At 40.5% G+C, this 21,742-nt stretch carries 11 protein-coding genes; 9 read left to right on the top strand and 2 right to left on the bottom strand.

The genetic code is table 11. The annotated features are described in order from the left end of the window. Window positions 1–110: 110 nt before the first annotated feature. Both BLP44_RS18200 and BLP44_RS18195 read right to left on the bottom strand, forming a co-directional pair. A complete protein-coding gene (locus BLP44_RS18200) occupies window positions 111–614 on the bottom strand; it encodes a transposase (protein WP_091134989.1) in 504 nt (167 codons plus the stop codon). 1 nt (window position 615) lies between these two features. Continuing rightward, window positions 616–1,083: a MarR family winged helix-turn-helix transcriptional regulator gene (locus BLP44_RS18195; protein WP_091134987.1), complete on the bottom strand. Its 468-nt coding sequence runs from the start codon at window positions 1,081–1,083 to the stop codon at window positions 616–618. 405 nt (window positions 1,084–1,488) lie between these two features. On the opposite strand from BLP44_RS18195, the gene BLP44_RS18190 reads away from it, so the two are divergent. From BLP44_RS18190 to BLP44_RS18150, 9 genes are all read left to right on the top strand, one after another. Continuing rightward, window positions 1,489–4,677, top strand: coding sequence for a SusC/RagA family TonB-linked outer membrane protein (locus BLP44_RS18190; RefSeq protein WP_091134985.1), 3,189 nt, complete (start codon window positions 1,489–1,491; stop codon window positions 4,675–4,677). A 2-nt stretch (window positions 4,678–4,679) separates the two neighbouring features. Then, a complete protein-coding gene (locus BLP44_RS18185; RefSeq protein WP_244511810.1) occupies window positions 4,680–6,278 on the top strand; it encodes a RagB/SusD family nutrient uptake outer membrane protein in 1,599 nt (532 codons plus the stop codon). Window positions 6,279–6,286: 8 nt separating this feature from the next. Then, entirely contained in the window at window positions 6,287–7,531 is a 1,245-nt protein-coding gene (locus BLP44_RS18180; RefSeq protein WP_139159222.1) for a glycan-binding surface protein, read from the top strand. 83 nt (window positions 7,532–7,614) lie between these two features. Further along, window positions 7,615–9,069 carry a cellulase family glycosylhydrolase gene (locus BLP44_RS18175; protein WP_091134981.1) on the top strand — a complete coding sequence of 485 codons (1,455 nt, stop codon included), beginning with the start codon at window positions 7,615–7,617 and terminating at the stop codon, window positions 9,067–9,069. Window positions 9,070–9,289: 220 nt separating this feature from the next. Next, a complete protein-coding gene (locus tag BLP44_RS18170) occupies window positions 9,290–12,130 on the top strand; it encodes an RICIN domain-containing protein (protein ID WP_091134979.1) in 2,841 nt (946 codons plus the stop codon). A 181-nt stretch (window positions 12,131–12,311) separates the two neighbouring features. Then, the gene (locus BLP44_RS18165; RefSeq protein WP_091134977.1) at window positions 12,312–13,964 is read left to right on the top strand and encodes an alpha-L-fucosidase; all 1,653 of its coding nucleotides are present in this window, start codon (window positions 12,312–12,314) and stop codon (window positions 13,962–13,964) included. Between the two features lie 58 nt (window positions 13,965–14,022). Further along, a complete protein-coding gene (locus BLP44_RS18160) occupies window positions 14,023–17,160 on the top strand; it encodes a glycoside hydrolase family 2 TIM barrel-domain containing protein (protein WP_091134975.1) in 3,138 nt (1,045 codons plus the stop codon). A gap of 47 nt (window positions 17,161–17,207) precedes the next feature. Then, window positions 17,208–19,640 carry a glycoside hydrolase family 2 TIM barrel-domain containing protein gene (locus BLP44_RS18155; protein WP_091134973.1) on the top strand — a complete coding sequence of 811 codons (2,433 nt, stop codon included), beginning with the start codon at window positions 17,208–17,210 and terminating at the stop codon, window positions 19,638–19,640. A 195-nt stretch (window positions 19,641–19,835) separates the two neighbouring features. Next, complete coding sequence (locus tag BLP44_RS18150) at window positions 19,836–21,728, top strand: glycoside hydrolase family 97 protein (protein ID WP_091134971.1); 1,893 nt, start codon at window positions 19,836–19,838, stop codon at window positions 21,726–21,728. The last annotated feature ends 14 nt before the right edge of the window (window positions 21,729–21,742 follow it).

Genomic DNA, 21,742 nt, shown 5'->3' with positions numbered 1-21,742 from the left:
AGCATGAGTGTTTTCTAAACTGCGCTTTTTATAAAATACCAGTGCAGTGATAAAAAAGGAACCGAAATAGTCATAAAACAAAAGGCAGTGTAAATCTACACTGCCTTTTGTTATGCTCTTAGACTGAATAATTTAATGCACAAGGGAATTAATGCGCAGGAAATGACAAGAAATATAATGACCCTGATATAATTGAGCGTCTGCCAAAGGGAAGTTCGCTCTGCAAGATCTTTTGCAAGTGAAGGGTTTTCTGCTATTTTTTGAAAATCAATGATGTTTGGCGCAAAATAGGAGAGCGTCCATGCTCTAACTGCAAAATGTGCAGCAAATAAAACTAAAAGCCAGTTTCTGACAGGGTCAATTTTCCAGCAGAAAATAATGGCAAGGATAAAGGCGATTTCATGCAGAGAATGAAATATAATCCAGAAAACTTTCAGGCTTGAGCCTTTTCCATCAAGCAGAAGCTTAAAATTTTCAGGCGCCGATTCGGTCCATTTAGGCACAAAAACCAGAGTTTCGAAAATCTGTGCGCCATTCATTAAAAAGTAGATAAGCGTGGTAATGCAGAGCCATATTTCAGCTCTAGTCAGGTAATTTGCAGTAAGACCTTCCATGTTATTTTTTGTTTAAATTATCTTTTGTTTCTTCCATTATGGCTGCCGCTTTAATAAAATAGCTTTCTATAGTTTTGATCTGCTCTTCTGAAAAAGTGGCAAGCAATGCCATAGTTTTCTGCTGGAGTTCATCAAAAAACGGCTTGAGAAGTTTCATGCTGTTTTCGACATTTGGAACAATGATGACTTTTCTTCGGTCTTCTTTGGTGAAATGCCTTTCCACAAGCTTCATTTTTTCCAATCGGTCTATTAATCCCGTTACGGCACCTGTGCTTAAACCCGTAAGTTTTGAAATTTCTCCCGCGGTTATAGATTCGTAAGGAAGAATAAGCCCTAAGTATTTGTGGTCGGTTCCCGAAAGCCCCGCTTTTTGTGCGATCGCAGCATGCATGAATGCAGATGCATCAGAATATTTTCTGCTCGCAGCCTGAAACCTTAACAATAAATCCGACATGTTAATTTCTCTCATTTGCTAAATATCTTAGCAACAAAGATAAAAAAATTATTGAAATGGCAGTTTAGTTTTTTAAAGATTGCGTTTTTGGAATTGCTGACGTTTTATCTGTTAAACCCAGTCTTATGTCTTATAACGGGCATATTACGAATTCTTTTGCATGAGCTGCTTTCCTCGGGTATCATTGATTTAGTATTCTGTATTGATAATATCATAAAAAATTAAGATATAAAATATTTTAATAAAATAAATAGCAGCTTTTTTTTATCATAAGTTCTGCAATGATTACAATTAGACCCTTTTTCTGATACAAATAGAACCATAGTTTGGCTAGTCTTTATTGTTAATTTGTTCCCTGTCTCTAAGGATTTTTCTAAAGAGGCAAACCAGCTTATTAACTAATACCTAACCAACCAAATTATGAATGAAAAAAAAATGCGATGCATTAAAAAGCGCAACTGCAGTCTTTTTAATGCAGGCATCATAATAGCGATGCTATTGTATGCCGGATTGGCATCAGCCCAAAATTCTGACCAGAAAAAAATTAAGGGAACTGTCACATCAGAAACAGATGGGCAACCTCTTTTTGGGGTGAATGTCCAGCTTAAAGGAACAAATCAGAAAACAGCAACAGATGCCGATGGAGGTTTTGCCATTACAGCAAGAATAGGTGAAACTGTTGTATTTAGCTATCTGGGTTTTGTCAAGGAGGAGGTGAAAATTACCGATGAGCAGCTCACAATCAAATTGAAAGAGGATTTAAAAGCGCTAAACGAAGTAGTGGTAATCGGATACGGAAAAGCCAAGCGGAAAGATCTTACAGGAGCCATATCCTCTGTCAGTGGAGACGAACTCCGCAGGACACAGCCTGTTACTTTTGACCAGGCGCTCCAGGGAAAAGTTGCCGGTGTAGTTGTGCAGCAGACCTCAGGACAGCCTGGAGGAGGTGTAAACATACAGATACGAGGCATGTCTTCGTTTGGTAGCAGCTCACCTTTGTATGTAATAGACGGGGTTATCATTGGCCAAAGTTTTGATGGCGGGAACGGCACAAATCCATTGGCGACCATAAATCCTTCAGACATTGAATCGGTGGATGTCTTGAAAGATGCTTCGGCAACCGCAATTTATGGTTCACAAGCTACAAATGGCGTAATTGTGATTACTACAAAAAGAGGTAAGGAAGGTGCTACTAAAATTACTTATGAGGTTTCAACGGGATTTCAAGAGCTAATCAAGCAGTATCCGACTATGAATTTAAGGGAATATGCCACATTTATTAATCAAAGGGCAGAGGTATGGGGTTTTGACGAAAGACCAGAGTTTGCTAATCCGAATTATTTAGGGGAGGGAACCAATTGGCAGGAAGAATTGTTTCGCAAAGCTCCTGTCACAAATCATGTCCTTACTTTAAGCGGAGGTTCAGAAAAAACACAGTATTTGCTATCAGGTTCATATTTTAATCAGGAAGGAATAGCCTTGGGGTCTGAATTTACTAGAGCATCAGTGCGATTGAACTTGGATAATAAAACAACAAATTGGCTTAAGATAGGAACAAGCCTGCAGCTGACTCATATTGACGAAAATGTGAATTCTACTGGATCCAACGTTATTCAGGAAGCTCTTAGCCAGACACCGGACATTCCCGTAAGAAATGCCGACGGAAGTTTTGCAGGGGAAGAAAGCAGCGAAGGATGGATTGCAAAACGTGTGAATCCTTATGCATTGGCACTTATCAATAAAAATAATCCGAAGAGAAATCAGTTTTTTGGAAATCTTTATTTAGATATCGCTTTTTCAAAAGACTTTTCTTTCCGTAATGAGATCTCAGGCAATTTTCTGTATAAAACAGAAGACAGGTTTAGCCCAACCTATAAATTTGGACTGGCTGAAAAATTGACCAATGAAGCTTTTTATTCTTACAATCAAGACTATTTTACCACATTTAGAAGTTTTTTCACTTACTCAAAGGTTTTTAATAAAAAATATAATATCAATGCCCTTTTAGGACATGAAGCGCAGCTGACACAGTTTGAAAATGTTTCTGCAGGAAGAAGAAATTTCATTTCTAATAATGTAACCAATATCGGAAGCGGAGATATCACTACTGCTACCAATGGCGGTACAAAAGGAGACAGCGCACTGGAATCGTACTTCGGACGTTTGAATTTCATCTATGATGACAAATACCTCTTTACCGCAAATATCCGTGCTGACGGCTCTTCAAAATTTGCTCCTGACAACCGCTGGGTAACCACATATTCTGGAGCATTTGCATGGAAATTAAACAATGAGAAATTCTTAAAAGGCTCTAAAATAGTCAATGAATTAAAGTTAAGGACAGGATATGGCCTTACCAACAATCAGAATGTCAGAAACAATGCCTATCTGTCAACTTTAGAGTCGGTATCTACAGGTCTTTCAGGCAACGCGCAAATGACTACCAATATAGCAAATCCAGGGGTTGAATGGGAAAAAACAAAATATGGGAATATAGGTCTTGATGCTGCGCTGTTTGGATGGAAACTTAATTTATCTGTCGATGTTTATAACCGTATGACTGATGGATTGCTTATGCAGATTCCTCTTCCGCTATATTCGGGAACTATTGTGGGGTATTCTCCCGGAGCCATCAATGCTCCTTATGTAAATATTGGACAGGTTCGCAACAGAGGTATAGATCTTCATTTGAGTTCAAAAAACATGGAACGTGGAGATTTTACATGGACTACCGATTTTACTTTATCTCATAATAAAAATAAGGTAATGAAATTAAATACTGATGGAGCTTTCCTTCCAGGATACTATGGAGGAGATGTTGTGTCTAGAACTATAGTAGGCGGTTCAATAGGAGCATTCTACGGTTATAAAGTGGACGGTGTATTTGCTACAGCAGACGATTTTAAAAATCATGCACTGCCAACCAATACAGATGGAACAGTGCTGCCAATTACTCCCAATTCTGGCGGAGTATGGTATGGAGATCTTAAATTTAAGGATCTTAACGGAGATGGCGTAATCACCGAAAAAGACCAGACATTTTTAGGTTCGCCTGTTCCGGATTTTCAGTTTGGACTTGGAAATACTTTTACGTACAAAGGTTTTGATCTGAATATTTTCTTTACCGCCAATCAAGGCAGTGAGGTTGTGAATGGAATGAGAATCAATGGAGACAACCCGCTTACCAATAACGGCTATTTGAAGTCTTTAAAAGATCACGCTGTATTAGCCTTAATTGATCCTAACGGTTCAGCTTCAGATGTCAATAATGTGTATGTGACCAATCCTGAGACTTCAATTGTAGGACTAAAAAACAATGACAGCAACAGAAACAACCGTTTTTCTGATCGATATGTAGAGAATGGCTCTTTTATAAGATGCAGAAACATGACTTTAGGCTATTCTTTTCCAAGTGAGATGATGAAAAAAATACATATAAGTTCGCTAAGACTTTATGTGAATGTCAGCAATCCTTTTTTAATTACCAGCTATACGGGAATGGATCCTGAGGTAGGTTCATGGAATCCTTTGCAGGCGGGAATTGATAATGGTTTCTATCCGCAATCCCGAACTTTTACATTTGGACTTAATCTGGGATTAACTAACTAAAAATGAAACAGAACATTATGAAGGCTATTTATAAAAATATCATTCTAAGCCTGCTGGCTTCAGCAGTGCTTGTTGGGTGCCAAGACGATTTTCTTGATCGTCCATCGCAATCAGAGATAAGCACAGAAAATTTTTACCAGACCAAAGAAGAGCTTCGTTTAGCCACAGCGGCATTATACGGCGGCAAAATCTGGGCACAATGGAATAATACGGCATACCTGCCTTTAGGAGACATATTGAGTGGGAATCTTATTCTTCAATATCAGGGTTCAGATCTGGTACAGCTTAATACTTTTACTCTTTCAGGATCCAACGGACGTTTAACAACGGGCTGGGCAGCACTTTACATTATAGTGGCACATTGCAATACGACTATTAACGCTATTAATGAGAAAACACCTTTATCAGTATCGGCCACAGATAAAAATGCGGCGATAGCCGAAGCAAGATTCATACGTGCAATGGCTTATTACCATTTGGCCATGCTTTGGGGTGAAGTGCCAATTATAGAAGATAATACCAAACTGATAAAATCCCCTCTAGTCAATAAAAACAAAATAGAGGATGTGTATAGATTTGTAATCGAAGATCTAACTTTTGCAGCAGAAAACCTGCCTAAAACCGATCAGCCAGGCCGAGTTACATCATGGTCAGCTAAAGGAATGTTAAGCAAGGTCTACCTGACTAGAGCAGGTGTAGGCCAGACTGGAGGAAGCCGCAATCAAGAATATTTGAATCAGGCTAAAAAGTATGCCAAAGATGTTATCGCAAATAGCGGATTAACTCTGCTTCCTAGTTATGCAGATCTTTTTAAAACCAAGTTTAACGACAATCAGGAATCGCTTTTTGCACTGCAATGGTCTGCTACTACAGAATGGATGCACGGCAACCATTTACTTACTTACTCGCCAAGCAATGACATTAATCCTCAAAAAGGAGGAGCATGGGGATCTCCAGGCGTGAGCTATGATCTGTATTTAGCTTATACAGAGCAGGATTCTGTCCGCAGAAAAGCAAGTTTTATGCTTCCAGGAGATCATTATCCTGAGCTTAATGCTGCGGGAGGCGGTTATACGGCAACCTCTCCTGGAATGAAAAAGCATATCATTGGGAATGAAGCCGACAATAATTCACCTGCGATGTCGTACTTAGGATCTATTGAGCATAATGCCCTTTTGAGACTTGCAGATGTATATCTGGTGTATGCAGAAGCGGTGCTTGGGAATGATGTTTCAACAAGTGATGCTGATGCGCTGCTATATTTTAATAAAGTGAGAACACGCGCAGGTGTGGATCCTCTTACCTCGATTAATGAAGATATTATTCTTAACGAAAGACGAGTAGAATTTGCCTGCGAGGGACAATATTGGTATGATTTGGTAAGACTCTCGTATTATAATCCCCAAAAAGCAGTGCAACTTTTAAGCAGCCAGCAGAGAGTACTGTTTGATTATGATAAGGATTCGAAAACTGCAACGCCAAACGATCCTATTGGAACGATATCGCCTGCAACCTCTGCTACTTTTACCCTGCAGCTTCCGACAACAGAAGTTGTGGTGAACCCTAAGTTAAATGAACCGTCAGTTCCATACTATAAATAATGACAGTTATGATAAAAATATTAGATAATAGTTTTAATCGCTTGCTTTTTGCAGGCATGATGTTTTTTGCAGCCTTGTTGGCGTCCTGCAATAATGATGAAGATTCGGGTTCTGGACCGGTTATCACGGAGGTGCGCAATTATGCTGCAGCTCCCAATGACACATTGGTGAATAAACTGGTTCCGGGACAGTGGGTTGTCTTAAAAGGATCTCATTTAAAAGATGCGGTAAAGATTGCCTTCAACGGTATTGCGGTCGATTTTAACGGGGGGTTGTTTGCCGATAACTACGCAGTGGTACAAGTGCCGGCAGTGATTCCATTTCCATCAGTTGCGGAAAATGATTTAAACACCATTGAGCTTGTTACGCCAAAAGGAAAAGTGGTTTTTGATATTGATATAGTGGCGGGACCACCAGCGCTAGACCGTATTTCAAATGAAAATGCGCTGCCGGGAGAAGAGGTGGTTGTATATGGAACAAATTTGTTTCAGATCCGCGAGCTGATTTTTGCTGGCGTGTCCGTGCAGGAATTTACAGGTTCAGATGACGGAACTTCAGTCAGTTTTGTAATGCCAGATGCTGCAAGTAGCGGGCCTTTAAAAATTACTACAGCATCAGGTGAAATTGCGACATTATTTAATGTGAATGATCTCAGTACAGGCATGATTTGCAATTTCGATACTATAGGCAGCATGTCTTGGGGAACTTCAACCAGCGACAATGATCCAGATTTTCCAAACAGTAGAGGCGTATATCCTATTTTAAATCCAGGCGCGTTGAGTGCAGGAAATGGCTCTTGGTGGGAAAACGGAAGATGCATTAACATTGAGCAGGCCCAGCATTGGATTCAGCCTAATGATTTAGCATTAGACCTTAGTCAGTTTGCGTTAAAATTCGAAATTAATGTTGCAGGAAATTGGAAAGGCAGTTCAATTTTTATTGTAAAAGATTATAATTGGACCTATTTGGCGAGATACGAACCTTGGAAAACTACTGGAGGCAAAGGTGTTACTACAGAAGGTAAATGGACTACTGTAACGATTCCTTTAACAGAGTTCCGCACTAAAAAGGACAATAAAGAAGGAACAGGCGATTCAGCAGCAAGCTTAACCCAATTGGTTGGCAGTTCTGGTACAGGCGGCATCAACTTTTTTATTATTAACGATGCCTCCACTCCGGCGCCTGGAGATTTCCGAGCAGCAGTTGATAATATCAGGGTAGTAAAGATCCTTGATAAAGCTAGCACGAATTAGTAAAACAAAAGATTCTAAACTGTGGAAATTCAGTTACAGAGATAATTTCTGCAGTTCAGATCATAAACTTTAAAACAATTTGAATGAAACAGAAATTCTTATATCAGATGCTGCTGCTCTTTATGATCAGCGCATCTTCATTTAGCTGTTCAAAAAATCCAGATGAAGAGCCGTATTTGACAGTTTCGGCAGAATCGGTTTCTTTTATGCCTGAGGGAGGCACATCTGAACCAATTGCAATTGAAGCAAACAGTAAATGGGCCATAACAAATTCAGCCTCGTCTTGGCTGCAGTTGAGCAAATTAAGCGGGGTTCAAGGGACGGATAAGACCACATTCACTGCCTCTGCGAATAACAGCGGAGTCAGCCGTTCGGCTGTGCTGACTGTTACAGCAGATAACGGACAGGCAAGACGCATAACAGTTACACAAACTGGCAATTTGTATCCAAGTTATAATTTATCTCCAAAGCCAGCTGATGCTGCAGGGATGAGCACAGCGGTTGAATTGGCTGCCAAATTTAAACTGGGATGGAACATTGGGAATACATTCGAAGCACCGGGTGGTGAAACAGGTTGGGGTAGTCCAGTGATCACAGAGGAATATGTAAAAGCTGTAAAGCAATTAGGTTTCTCCGCTATTCGCATACCCTGTGCCTGGAATTTTCATCTTGACAACGAAGCTACCGCACATATTGATCAGAATTGGATCAAAAGGGTAAAAGAGGTCGTAGGGTATTGTGTGAGTAACGATATATATGTTATGCTTAATATTCACTGGGACGGTGGATGGCTGGAAAAAAACATTACTAAAGCAAAGCAGGAGGCTGTAAATGCTAAACAAAAAGCATTATGGGAACAAATCGCTACCGCAATGCGTGATTTTGACGAGCACCTGATGTTCGCCAGCGCTAACGAACCTGATGCTAAGAATGCAGAGGAGATGGCAGTATTAGCATCATACCACCAAACGTTTGTTAAAGCTGTTCGCTCTACAGGCGGAAGAAACAGTCACCGCGTTCTCATTGTTCAAGGCCCTCAAACAAATTCTGGATTGACATTTGATCTGATGAACACGCTTCCTACAGATGAGGTGCCAAATCGCCTCATGGTTGAGGTGCATAACTACACGCCATCACAGTTTTGTATCGGTAATAAAGATGAGAGCTGGGGTAAATTGATTTACTACTGGGGTAAAGGCCATCATTCGACCATTGAACCTGAGCGTAATGCTACATACGGAGAAGAGGACGAGATAATTGCTGATTACAACAAGATGAAAACTAAATTTATTGATAAAGGGATACCGGTTATAATGGGGGAATATGGCGCTTACAGACGCAGCGATCCTGCTTATCTTCCCAAAGATTTGGCTATGCATAACGCCTCGCTGGACTATTGGATAAGCTTTACAACCAAAGAAGCATTAGCGCGTGGCATTAAACCTTTTTGGTGGGATATAGGAGCAGCTGTAGACAGGAGTAATTTTAATGTAAAAGATCAACGCACGATAGATGCTATTAAAGCAGGGGCTAACTAAAATTTTAAGATAGCCCTCTTTCAAAGTTTTTTAGGATTAGGCATTTATTGGCCATTTCTGGAAAAAAGGAATTTTTTGCTTTTACATTATGCAGTATAATGACGCATTTCTCGTGCGGCAGTTCTTATCAGTACTAAAACGCTAAGAATTAAAAGCATTGGTTCGGGTGAGAATAGATTGTAAGGATGATAATATTTTAAACTTTTAAAAACAAATCAAGATGAAAAAAGCTTACTTATTATATGCAATGATTTTATCAGTTTTTGCTTCCCAAGCCCAGAGCGTTTGGAAAAATGTTCAGATTGGAGGAGCAGGTTTTGTTACCGGCATTATTCCAAGTAAAACAGATGCCAATTTAAAATACGCCCGCACAGATGTGGGGGGAGCCTATCGATGGGATTCATCCAGCAGCAGATGGATACCTTTGTTGGACTGGACCAGTGTAGACCAGTTGGGGTATCAGGGAGTGGAATCGCTGGCTATCGATCCTCAGAATAATAATGTGGTATATATGCTGGTGGGAACCGATTATTTTAATGGTCAGAAAACAGCCATTTTAAAATCAACCGACAGAGGCGCTAATTTTACTGAAACTATAGTTACCTCACAATTTAAGGCGCATGGAAACGGTATGGGAAGATCTAATGGCGAGCGATTGGCTGTAGATCCCAACAATTCCAATGTGCTTTTCTGCGGAAGCAGACGCGATGGATTGTTTAAAAGCACCAATGGCGGTTCGACTTGGACTAAGGTATCGTCATTTCCGGTGACAACAACAGCAAATGATAACGGAATCTGTTTTGTAATTTTTGATTCTGCATCGGTTTCTGGAGGCATCACCCAGACTATTTATGCTGGCGTTTCCAGAACTGGAGCTTCCAATCTTTATAAAAGTACAGATGCTGGAAATACTTGGAATGCCGTTTCGGGAGCCACAGTAAATTATATGCCACAGCGAGCAGTGCTAGATTCCAACAGGGCTTTATTAATCACTTATGCTGATAAGGAAGGGCCTTGGAACCCTTCTTCAGGACAGATTTGGAAGCTTTCCAGTGCAGGGGCTCTAACCAATATTACGCCATCAGGCTTTTCGGGGCCTTTTGGCGGAATCGATGTTGACCCTTCCAATTCGCAGCGTCTGATTGCCTCCTCGATGAATACTTATATGGCGCAGTACACTAATGCACAGGGCAGTATAATTTATGCAGACCGTTTCTTTTTAAGTACAGATGGCGGTTCATCATGGAGAGATCTGGTTGGAAATTCAGGAATCAATGTCTTAGACAATGGCTGTACTTGGATTTCAGGATCTTCAGCATCCATTCACTGGACTGGCGATATCAAGTTTAATCCGTTTAATACCAATAAGGCCAGTGTAATATCTGGAAACGGCATTTTTACCTGTGATGATCTTAATGCATCAAAAACCTCATGGAAGTTTGATGCTATTGGCCTTGAAGAGAGCGTTCCACTAGGTTTAATAAGCATTCCAGGCGGACCTTTAATGAGTGTCATTGGAGATTATGATGGATTTAAACATACTGATGTTTCGGTATATGCGCCGCAATATAAGCCTGCAATGGGAACCACATCTGGATTGGCCTATGCATCAGGAAATACCAATAAAATTGTAAGACTTGGAGAATATATGTACTATTCCAACAATCAAGGAACTGATTGGACAAAGACAACCGCAAACTTAGCAGGATCACGCGGAACGGTTGCACTTTCGTATGACGGTGCAACTATTCTACATGTTCCAGAATCTTCCAGTGCTATGTACCGTTCTACCAATAATGGAGCTAGCTGGACGACTGTAACAGGAATTAATTTCAATACAATTCCGGTATCTGATGCTGTTACGAACAACAAGTTTTATGCTTACAACGGAAGTAACGGAGATTTAAAAGCAAGTACAGATGGAGGAGCTTCTTTCAATACGGTTTCTAATGTTGGAGCTTGGGGATCTAGCCTGATTAGAACAGTTCCTGGGTATGCTGGGCACTTATGGATTGCCAAGAATTCTGGAGGACTAATAAGGTCAGTTGATGGAGGAACTAGTTTTACCACACCTTCAACAGCTGTAAGCAATGCTTCAGCAGTAGGAATCGGTAAAGCGAAGGCTGGCGCTTCTTATCCAACTATTTACATCTGGGGTACTGTAAGCGGAGTTACGGGAGTTTTCCGTTCAGTAGACCAAGGCAGCAATTGGACTCGCGTTAACGATGATGCGCATGAATATGGAGGTACTGGAAATGGAAACTTCGTAATGGGAGACATGAATATTTACGGACGCGTATATATGAGTACTGTTGGAAGAGGACTTGTTTATGGTGACGATCTTGCTGAAACCGCATCTTATTATACCATTTCCAATAGAAGCACCGGAATGCTGATAGACGGAATGAGCAGAACCACAAATGGAAGTAACGCAGGACAATGGAACTACAGCGGAAGCAGTGCTCAGCAATGGTCTTTAGAGTATAACGGCAGCGAAGTTATGATTAAAAACAGAGCTACTGGATTGTATATAGACGGAATGAGTAGAACAGCAAATCCATCAATCGCAGGACAATGGAACTACAGCGGAAGTGAAGCGCAGAAATGGATACAGGAAGACGCTGGTTCGGGCTATTTAAAGTTTAAAAATAAAGCGACCGGATTGTACTTGGATGGTTTAGGAAATGCAACTAACGGAGCCGATTTAAGCCAGTGGAGTCTCAGCTCAAGCAATAACCAGCAATGGTCTCTTACTGCGGTATCGAGCGCAACTTTGAGGTTAAGTGCTAATGCAGAAAACCTGCAAGATCAAAAAATTACTGTAATCTGTTCTCCAAATCCATTTACAAGCAGCTTTAAAATTGAAATAAATGATTATAAGGAACCAATAAACGTGCGAATTTTTGATATTAACGGAAAAAATGTTGAGTCTGCCCAAGTCAAAGACCAAAGCCAGCTGTCAATGGGAAATACGCTTCAGTCGGGATTCTATATTGTAAAAGTGGAAGGAACTGGAGGCAATCTTCTCCAATCATTTAAAATGATTAAAAAAGCCAGATAAATTAAATTGACAGAAGTCCTAACAGTAGAATAATCTCTGTTAGGACTTTCATATAGAGATTATGTACCTGTATCAGCAGAATCTGCCGTAAATTAGAAAGCCAATAATCTTTTGCAATAAAAGCCGAAAAGAAAAATTTAAAAACACGTTAGTTCAGGGCTAACAAAAAATAAAAATCAAAATGTATAAAAAGAATAAAAGAAACCAATTATTTACAGCTTTATGTATCCTATGCGCCAGTTTTTTACAGGCACAGCAAAAATACCAATCACCGGTTACAGAAAACACTGAAAAAGTCGCTTCGGGAAAATTTAAACCAACTTGGGAATCTCTCCAACAGTATAAAACTCCCGAATGGTTTCGTAATGCTAAGTTTGGAATTTGGGCACATTGGGGACCGCAATGCCAGCCGGAGCAGGGAGATTGGTATGGCCGATTTATGTATGATGAAGGCGGAGCGCAGTACAAGTGGCATGTAGAGCATTATGGACACCCATCCAAAGCAGGGTTTAAGGAGGTTATTAAAGATTGGAAGGCTGAAAACTGGGATCCCGAAAAAATTGTAGCGCTTTATAAACGAGTTGGAGCACAGTATTTTTTTGCTATGGCCAACCATCATGATAATTTGGATTTATGGAACAGCAAATACCAAGCGTGGAATTCTACAAAAGTCGGTCCTAAAAAAGATATTATTTCAGGCTGGGCTGCGGCGGCTAAAAAACAGGGATTGCCATTTGGATTAAGCGTTCATGCGGCTCATGCTTGGACTTGGTTTGAAACTTCGCAGCGTTCAGACAAAAAAGGGCCTTATGCTGGAATTCCTTACGATGGAAAACTTACCAAGAAAGACGGAATTGGCACTTGGTGGGAAGGGTTAGATCCTCAGGCTTTATATGCGCAAAACCATCCGCTAAGCGCTGGAAGCGAGCAAAGCATAACCTCTTTGTGGGGGCAATGGAACTGGGATAATGGAGCTTCTATTCCTTCTGTAGAATATTGCGAAAACTTTTATAACCGCACTATGGATTTAATCAATACCTATAAACCAGAACTTCTTTATTTTGATGATACGGGACTTCCGCTTTATCCGGTAAGCGATGCAGGCCTGAAAATAGCGGCCCATTACTACAATACCAACATGGCGGCCCATGATAACAAGCTGGAAGCAGTTTTATTTGGAAAAGTGCTGACTCCAGAACAGAAAAAATGCATGGTTTGGGATGTGGAAAGAGGAGTGCCCGACCAGATTCAAAACGAAGCTTGGCAGACCTGCACCTGTATTGGCGACTGGCATTACAGCAGGGCAATTTATGACAACAACGGATATAAATCAGCCAAAACGGTTGTTCAGATGCTTATTGATATTGTCAGTAAAAATGGAAACTTGCTGTTAAATATTCCAGTGCGAGGTGATGGTTCTATTGATGATAAAGAAATTGCAATTCTTGAAGAGATAGCCAAATGGATGGATGTAAACAAAGAAAGTATTTTTGATACCCGCCCTTGGAAAGTTTTTGGAGAAGGGCCGATTGCTGAGACAAGCAATCCAATAAAAGATGCAGGCTTTAATGAAGGTAAGGCCAGCTTAACTGAGAAAGACATTCGTTTCAACCAGAAAGGCAATCTGCTTTATGTTTCGGTTATGGGAGCGCCTTCAGAAGATATAATCGTAAAATCTCTTGGCAAAGCAAAAGAAAACAGAAAAATAAAAAGCATTAAAGTGCTGGGAAGCAATGAAAAAATATCATGGAAACAGAATAATGATTCGCTGGCAATTGCCAAACCAAAAGTTATACCGAATGCTATAGCGGTAGTTTTTAAGATACAGTATTAAGGCGCTGCCAAAAGTTATTAATAATTAGGAACATACAAAATTGTTCAAACCCATTGACATGATAAAAAAAATCTTTCTCATTGCCGTGTTTCTTGCGGTTAATATTGCAGATGCCCAGCTGGTAAATGACTGGGAGAATCCAGCGGTTAATGGTATCAATAAGGAAAAACCCCATGCTTATGGTTTTCTTGCCGAGAAGAAAAAAAATAATCCAATGCTTAAGTCCCTAAATGGGATGTGGAAATTTAACTGGTCTGCTGATCCCCAGTCTAGACCGATTGGATTTTATGCCAAAGATTTTTCTACAGATAAATGGAATGCTATTCTGGTGCCTGGGAGTTGGGAATTGCAGGGATTTGGAACGCCAATTTATACTAATGTCGCCTATCCCTTCAAAAAAGATATTCCAAGAGTAAGCGCTGAGCCCGATAAAGATTTTACAGCTTATAAAGAAAGGAATCCGGTAGGGAGTTATACAACAAGTTTCGTTGTTCCAGATAATTGGTTTAATAAACAGGTGTTTATTAATTTTGGTGGAGTCCAGTCGGCAATGTATCTGTGGGTAAACGGACATAAAGTTGGTTTTAGCGAAAACTCTATGTCGCCTGCCGAGTTCGATATTACTCCCTATATAGAGAAAGGGGAAAATAAACTGGCCGTAGAGGTTTACAAATACTGCGACGGCAGTTATATGGAAGATCAGGATATCTGGCGATTGGGCGGGATATTTCGAGATGTGGATCTGATTGCAAGACCTAAAATTTTTATAGGAGATTATTTTGTAAAAGCAGTTCCGGATAAAAGCTTTTCAAAGGCAGAAGTTGCCATCGATGTCCGTTTGGATAATAGGCATAAGGAGCATGTTTCAGGTTTGAAAGTTGAAGCAGCCATAAGCGGGTATTCAAAATCAGGAGATTATATAGAAAAACAGTTTCAGGCAAAAGCATTTGTTTCATCATCAGATAAAAGAACCTTTGCGATTAGCGGCATACTAGAGAATCCGAAACTGTGGTCAGCAGAAACTCCCGATTTGTACAAGCTTGTGCTAGAGCTTAAAAATAAAAAAAATGAGATTGTAGACAGAGCCGAATGCTATTTTGGCGTTCGCAGCATTGAAGTGCGCGGGGACGTATTTTACATCAATGGAAAAGCAGTGAAATTGAAAGGCATTAACCGTCATGAAATGCATCCGCGTACCGGAAAATATATCAGCCGCCAGCTCATGGTGAAAGACATGGAGCTCATGAAGCAGGCCAATATCAATATGATACGCACAAGCCATTATCCCGATGATCCGCTGTTTTATGAGCTTTGCGATAAATACGGTTTTTATGTAATGGACGAGGCGAATCAGGAGTCCCATGCTTTCGGTCTCGGGAATAAAGAGCTGGGTGAAGATCCTCTATGGAAAACTTCTCATATAGAACGTGCAGTATCGCTTGTTGAAAGAGACAAAAATCATGCGTGCGTTATCTTCTGGTCATTGGGGAATGAAGGCGGGAAAGGAGAAAATATGAAGGCAATGGCAGATACCATTCGCAAACTTGATAAGACGCGTCTGGTTTTCTCGGATACCCACAGAGAAATATCAGATCTTTATGATGACAGCTATCTGCATCCCGAGGATTTTAAGAAATTGGGCGAGAGGATCACAGACAAACCCGTAATTATGCGCGAGTATGCGCATGTTATGGGAAATTCTGGAGGCAATCTGCAGGAATACTGGGATGTAATTTATGCAGATCCAAGCCTATGCGGAGCTGCAATCTGGGAATGGGACGAGCACGGACTGCCAAAAGCTAAAGATGGTTCTCCGTTTAAGCTTACCCAGCATCCTGACGATTATACATTAAAAGACAGTGAATTTTGGGCGTATGGCGGAGATTTTGGAGACAAGCCCAACGATGGCAATTTTGTCATGAGAGGACTGGTTTCTTCTGATCGAAAACCGTATCCGCATTATTATGAGGTGCAGAAAGTCTATCAGCCTCTCGTTTTCCAGATGCAGGATGAAAAGAAAACAAGCATTAAAGCCACCAATCGTTTTGATTTTCTGCCGCTTCAAAATTTCGATATCGAATATGAATATGTCTGCGAAGGAAAATCTTTGCAAAGAGGTATTCTGAACGTAGGTTCTGTTTTGCCAGGCGCTTCTGCTCTTATTGATCTTCCACATCTTCAGAACGAACAGAAAACCTGTTCTGAAATCTGCCTCAATATTTATGTAAGGCTAAAAGACGCCGCACTTTGGGCAGAAACAGGCTATTGCATCGCCCGCGAGCAGTTTGTCATTAAACCTTACCAGTGGAAAAACAACGTTTCTGGAGCAAAGACTGTTAAAGTAATGGAAACACCTGCTGCTATTGAACTTAAAACGGATGCTATGAATTTTGTTTTCGATAAAACCAATGGTGATTTGACAAGCTGGAAGATTAAAGATCAGGAGCTGTTAGTGGGGCCTTTGGAACCTTATTTCTGGAAAACGCCAAACGATAACCAGAAGCAGAGCGGTTATGCAAAAGAGTTCTCAAAATGGAAAAACGCGGCAGCCGACAGAGTGGTTAAAAAGGTTTCTGTAACCAGACAAGATACCTTAGCGACAGTAAAGTTTGATGTCGATTTTCCCCGTATTGGAGCCAATTATATGCTGGAATATCAGCTCAACGGAGATGGAAAATTAGGCACAAAAGCTTTTTATAGGCCATTAAACGATACTATCGGACAAATTCCTAAATTTGGAATGAGACTGCGCATTCCCAAAAATTATAATGCTGTAGATTGGTATGGCCGAGGCCCTTATGAGAATTATCCAGACCGAAAAACAGCTTCTTTTTTAGGAGCATATCACAAAGATCTGAAACATTTTATTGTTCCGTATCCAGCTCCGCAAGATAATGCAAACCGCAGTGATGTGCGCTGGTTTTCTCTTGAATCTCCAAACGGAAACAGTATTAAAGTAACGGGATTGCAGCCGCTGAATTTCCGCGCTTGGCCTTATGCAGAAGAAGATTTGGAAAATGCCAGACATGACTATCAGCTGGCCAGACGCGATTTTATAAACCTAAATATTGATCTAAATATACATGGTGTTGGAGGCAATGATTCCTGGGGGGCAAAAACAATGGAAAAATATACCAATTCTGGCAGCAGACCGTATGAGTTTGGATTTACTTTAGAATATATCCAAAAGCAGTAGCGTCTTAGCTGCATTATTTTAGAACAGCATAAAATCAAATAACAAAAATGAATAATTCAATTCTGCATCACATACACTATTTAAAGAAAAGCATGCTGTTTTTATGCCTGCTGCTTCTAAATTTTTTATCTCTGCATGCACAGGAAAACGTAAAGAGAAAACAGCTTTTTGACGATGATTGGAGATTTTTTTTAGGAGAGGAAACTAAAGCGTCATCCGATAATTTCAATGATAAAGATTGGCGAAAGCTTGATCTGCCTCATGATTGGAGCATTGAAGGTAAAGTTCATCCAAAGAATCCTACTGGAGCAGGAGGAGGATATTTTCCCGCAGGAGTCGCTTGGTACCGAAAGACTTTTACAGTGCCAGAGAATTGGAAGACCCAAAAAACAGCGATTTATTTTGAAGGGGTTTATATGAATTCCGAAGTGTTTATTAATGGCAAGTCGCTTGGGGTTTATCCGTACGGATATTCCTCTTTTAGCTACGATCTTTCTCAGTATCTCAAATATGGAGGACAGAATGTGATTGCGGTGCGTGTAGACAATTCTAAGCAGATGAATAGCCGCTGGTATAGCGGATCGGGAATCTACAGACATGTCTGGCTAATTCAGACCAATCCAGTCCATATAGCGCAATGGGGAACAGGAATCAGTACTTTCGAGATTTCTGCCAAAAAAGCAACGGTTCGTGTGGAAACAAAACTGATCAATGAAACCGAATCGTTACAGGAAATTACCGTTACAGCATTAATCCAAAATCCGAATTCCAATACCGCGGGGCGTCAGGAAACAAAAGTGGCGCTTTCTCCAAAGAGCGAAAAAGTCGTGACTCAGCTTATAAAAGTTAGCAATCCGGCACTTTGGAGCCCGCAGCAGCCTTTTTTATATAAAGCTTTAATAAAGGTTTCAAAACAGAAGAAAATCCTTGATGAGAGTATTGTCGATTTTGGAATCCGCTCTCTTAAATTTACAGTTGAGAATGGATTTCAGCTCAACGGAAAAACAATTAAGCTCAACGGAGGGTGCGTGCATCACGACAACGGTTCTCTGGGTGCCGCTGCTTTTGACCGTGCAGAACAGCGCAAAGTGGAGCTTTTAAAAGCCAGCGGATTCAATGCTGTAAGAACATCGCATAATCCACCTTCAGAAGCCTTTTTAGACGCTTGCGACAGATTAGGTCTGCTGGTTATGGACGAATCTTTTGACTGCTGGAAGATTGGGAAAAATAAATATGACTATTCAAACTATTTCAATGCCTGGTGGAAACGCGATTTGCAGGCCATGGTGCTCCGCGACCGCAATCATCCGAGTATTTTTATGTGGAGCATTGGAAATGAAATACCAGAAAGGGAAGATCCTGATGCAGTGAATACGGCCAAAATGCTTTCTGAAGAAATAAAGAAAATCGATACAAGCCGTCCGATAACATCGGCTATTGTTAATGGCGGTAAAAATTGGGACATATTTGATCCTTTGATGGCTCAGCACGATGTTGCGGGATATAACTACAGCTTAGACAAAGCGCCGCAAGACCATATAAGAGTGCCCTCTAGAATTATAGTCCAAACAGAATCGTATCCTAAAGATGCTTTTAAAAACTGGGAATTAGTGCAGAAAAACAAGTACATCATTGGAGACTTTGTATGGACAGCCATGGATTATCTGGGAGAATCTGGAATAGGACGCAGCTATTATTCTGGAGAAGTGCCTGGAGAACATTGGGAAAATGATTTTTTTCCATGGCATGGCGCTTACTGCGGAGATATAGATTTGATTGGATGGAGAAAACCTATAGCACACTACAGAAGTATGCTTTATAATGAAAAAGAAAAACTCTATATGGCAGTTAGTGAGCCGGCACCTGAACCTCTGGAAATCAAGCAGACCTGGTGGTCGGTATATCCTACATGGGAAAGTTGGACATGGCCTGAATATACTGGGAAAAATGTTGAGGTCGAAGTGTATTCCAAATATCCAAAGGTTAGACTGTATCTTAATGGCCAGCTTTTAGGAGAGAAGCAGACGGGCGAGCAGCAAGAATTTAAAGCTGTTTTTACCGTGCCTTATGCATCAGGCACCTTAAGAGCGGTTGGTGTAGCAAATGAAAAAGAAGAGGAATCCGTTACGCTGAAAACAGCAGGCGAGGCAGTGCAGATTAAGTTGGCAGCCGACCGAAAAGAGATCAAAGCCGACGGACAAGATCTGTCCTATATTGCAGTTGAACTAAGGGATCGGGAAGGAGTTTTGAATCCTAATGCAGATAGACGCCTTACTTTTAAAATTCAAGGGCCTGGAACTATCCAAGCAGTCGATAATGCCAATCTAAAGGATTTTGAACCGTATCAATCTCCTACTCGAAAAGCTTGGCACGGAAGGGCTCTGGCAATTGTTAGAAGCACGCACGAGAAAGGAGAAATCAAAGTAACGGTTTCTGGAGATGGATTACAACCGCAGACTATTACTATTACATCAAATTAAACCCGTTGGACGAAACTTTTTTAACACATAGAAGCATAGCTTTTAGGAGATCTATAAAGGTGTTTCACTTAGAATAATACACATAGAACTATGTGTTAAAGCTTGCTTTTTCTATAATCTTAAACAGAAGCAATAAAAATCTATGTTTCTATGTGTTTAAATTAAGTTTTGTTCCATTTCAATAATTAAAAGAATATGATATCAGCAGCAAGGCAAAGCCTTTTTTTAATCCTTTTTTTATGTTCATTCTGTATAGACGCCCAAAAGATCAATTCTCCTGATGGACGCATGCAGGTTATTTTAAACCTGCCAGATAAAAACAAGCCTGATGGTGTTTCTTATAAAGTTTTATACCAAAGCGAAATGACCCTTTCTGAAGTAGTGCGGGAATCAAAATTAGGCATCACACGAGAGGATCAGCAGTTTGTGGGGAATCTATTGTTTGTTGGGCAATCTGAATCTGTTTCGGTGAAAGATACCTACGAGATGATTTGTGGCAAGCGCAAGCATTGCGAAAATACAGCGATCGAAAAAACATTTCATTTTAAAAACACAGACAATCAGACTTTAGATATCATATTCAGGGTTTATAACAACGGAGTAGCCTTTCGTTATGTATTTCCTGATGCTTCCGATTCTAAACTTAGCATTACTGGAGAAGCTACGACATACAGCCTGCCGAAAAAAGCGGACCGATGGATGCAGCCATACGATCCGTCTTACGAAAGATTTTTTCCTTATAGCACAGGCGAATCAGCAACAGATAAGGCACAGCAATATGGATTTCCAGTATTGTATAAACTTCAAGACCAACCAGTTTGGGCACTGATTTCTGAAGCTGATATCAGCAAGGAGAACTGCGCTGCCAGATTAACGAACACTTCAAATGCTGATGAATATCAAATCACATATCCTTCTGCTGCGCAATCAGAACAGCCATGGCATTCCCAATGGCATACCGTAGTAATTGGAAAACTTTCTGATATCGTGGCTTCTACTCTTATTACAGATGTAAGTGTGCCTAGCCGCGTGAAAGATATCCAATGGATTAAGCCTGGTGCCGTTTCTTGGATCTACTGGGCCAACAACCGAGGATCTAAGGATTATCAGATTGTGAAGGATTATATCGATTTGGCTGTTGAAATGAACTGGCCATACGTGCTTATTGACTGGGAATGGGATGTAATGGCAAATGGAGGCAGTATTATCGATGCGGTAAACTATGCCAAAAGCAAATCTATAAAACCTATGATATGGTACAATTCTGGTACAAGCTGGATGGAACCTACACCAAACGATCGTTTGCAAACAGCTGAAAAAAGAGCTAAAGAATTTTCGTGGCTAAATAAGATTGGAGTGTATGGCATTAAAGTCGACTTTTTTGCAGGCGATCAGCAAGAAATGATGCAGTATTATATCGCTATTTTAGAGGATGCCGCTAAATATCATCTGATGGTAAATTTTCATGGAGCCACTGTTCCTCGAGGCTGGGCAAGAACCTATCCGAATCTGATGTCCACCGAGGCAGTTTATGGAGCAGAATGGTACAACAATACGGCTGAACTTACAGATAAAGCGGCTGTACACAATACCACGCTCCCTTTTACTCGAAATGTAGTAGGCTCGATGGATTACACTCCCGTTACTTTTTCCAATTCTCAGCATCCGCATATAACTTCTTATGGTCATGAACTGGCTTTGGCAGTCGTTTTTGAGTCTGGTCTGCAGCATTTTGCCGATAGGCCATCAGCTTACAGATCGTTGCCTGAACCAGCCAAAGAGTTTCTGAAAAAAGTGCCGGTGAGTTGGGACGATACTCAATTAATTGACGGCTATCCCGGAGAAAAAGTTATTATCGCCCGTAAAAAGGCAGATAAATGGTATATTGGAGGCTTAAATGGTAAAGATCAGGCTCAGACTTTAACTGTAACATTTGATTTCCTTGGGAAAGGAACTTATAGTTTTGAACTTATAAAAGACGGTAAAGACGATAAATCTTTTTCTTCTGAGATAATAAAGGTAAAAAAAGGCACCGTATTAAAAATTGAGTGCCTGCCAAGAGGAGGATTTACAGGGGTAATAAAATAGTTAGAATATTGACA

It is taken from the genome of Flavobacterium anhuiense, from assembly GCF_900101855.1.
Taxonomy (GTDB): Bacteria; Bacteroidota; Bacteroidia; order Flavobacteriales; family Flavobacteriaceae; genus Flavobacterium; species Flavobacterium anhuiense.
This window is presented reverse-complemented; position numbering and strand designations above follow the sequence as displayed.

What these genes read in the sequence shown, in the direction of transcription:
- BLP44_RS18200 (WP_091134989.1), bottom strand. Translation starts at nt 614, where the DNA reads ATGGAAGGTCTTACTGCAAATTACCTGACTAGAGCTGAAATATGGCTC.
- BLP44_RS18195 (WP_091134987.1), bottom strand. Translation starts at nt 1,083, where the DNA reads ATGAGAGAAATTAACATGTCGGATTTATTGTTAAGGTTTCAGGCTGCG.
- BLP44_RS18190 (WP_091134985.1), top strand. Translation starts at nt 1,489, where the DNA reads ATGAATGAAAAAAAAATGCGATGCATTAAAAAGCGCAACTGCAGTCTT.
- BLP44_RS18185 (WP_244511810.1), top strand. Translation starts at nt 4,680, where the DNA reads ATGAAACAGAACATTATGAAGGCTATTTATAAAAATATCATTCTAAGC.
- BLP44_RS18180 (WP_139159222.1), top strand. Translation starts at nt 6,287, where the DNA reads ATGATAAAAATATTAGATAATAGTTTTAATCGCTTGCTTTTTGCAGGC.
- BLP44_RS18175 (WP_091134981.1), top strand. Translation starts at nt 7,615, where the DNA reads ATGAAACAGAAATTCTTATATCAGATGCTGCTGCTCTTTATGATCAGC.
- BLP44_RS18170 (WP_091134979.1), top strand. Translation starts at nt 9,290, where the DNA reads ATGAAAAAAGCTTACTTATTATATGCAATGATTTTATCAGTTTTTGCT.
- BLP44_RS18165 (WP_091134977.1), top strand. Translation starts at nt 12,312, where the DNA reads ATGTATAAAAAGAATAAAAGAAACCAATTATTTACAGCTTTATGTATC.
- BLP44_RS18160 (WP_091134975.1), top strand. Translation starts at nt 14,023, where the DNA reads ATGATAAAAAAAATCTTTCTCATTGCCGTGTTTCTTGCGGTTAATATT.
- BLP44_RS18155 (WP_091134973.1), top strand. Translation starts at nt 17,208, where the DNA reads ATGAATAATTCAATTCTGCATCACATACACTATTTAAAGAAAAGCATG.
- BLP44_RS18150 (WP_091134971.1), top strand. Translation starts at nt 19,836, where the DNA reads ATGATATCAGCAGCAAGGCAAAGCCTTTTTTTAATCCTTTTTTTATGT.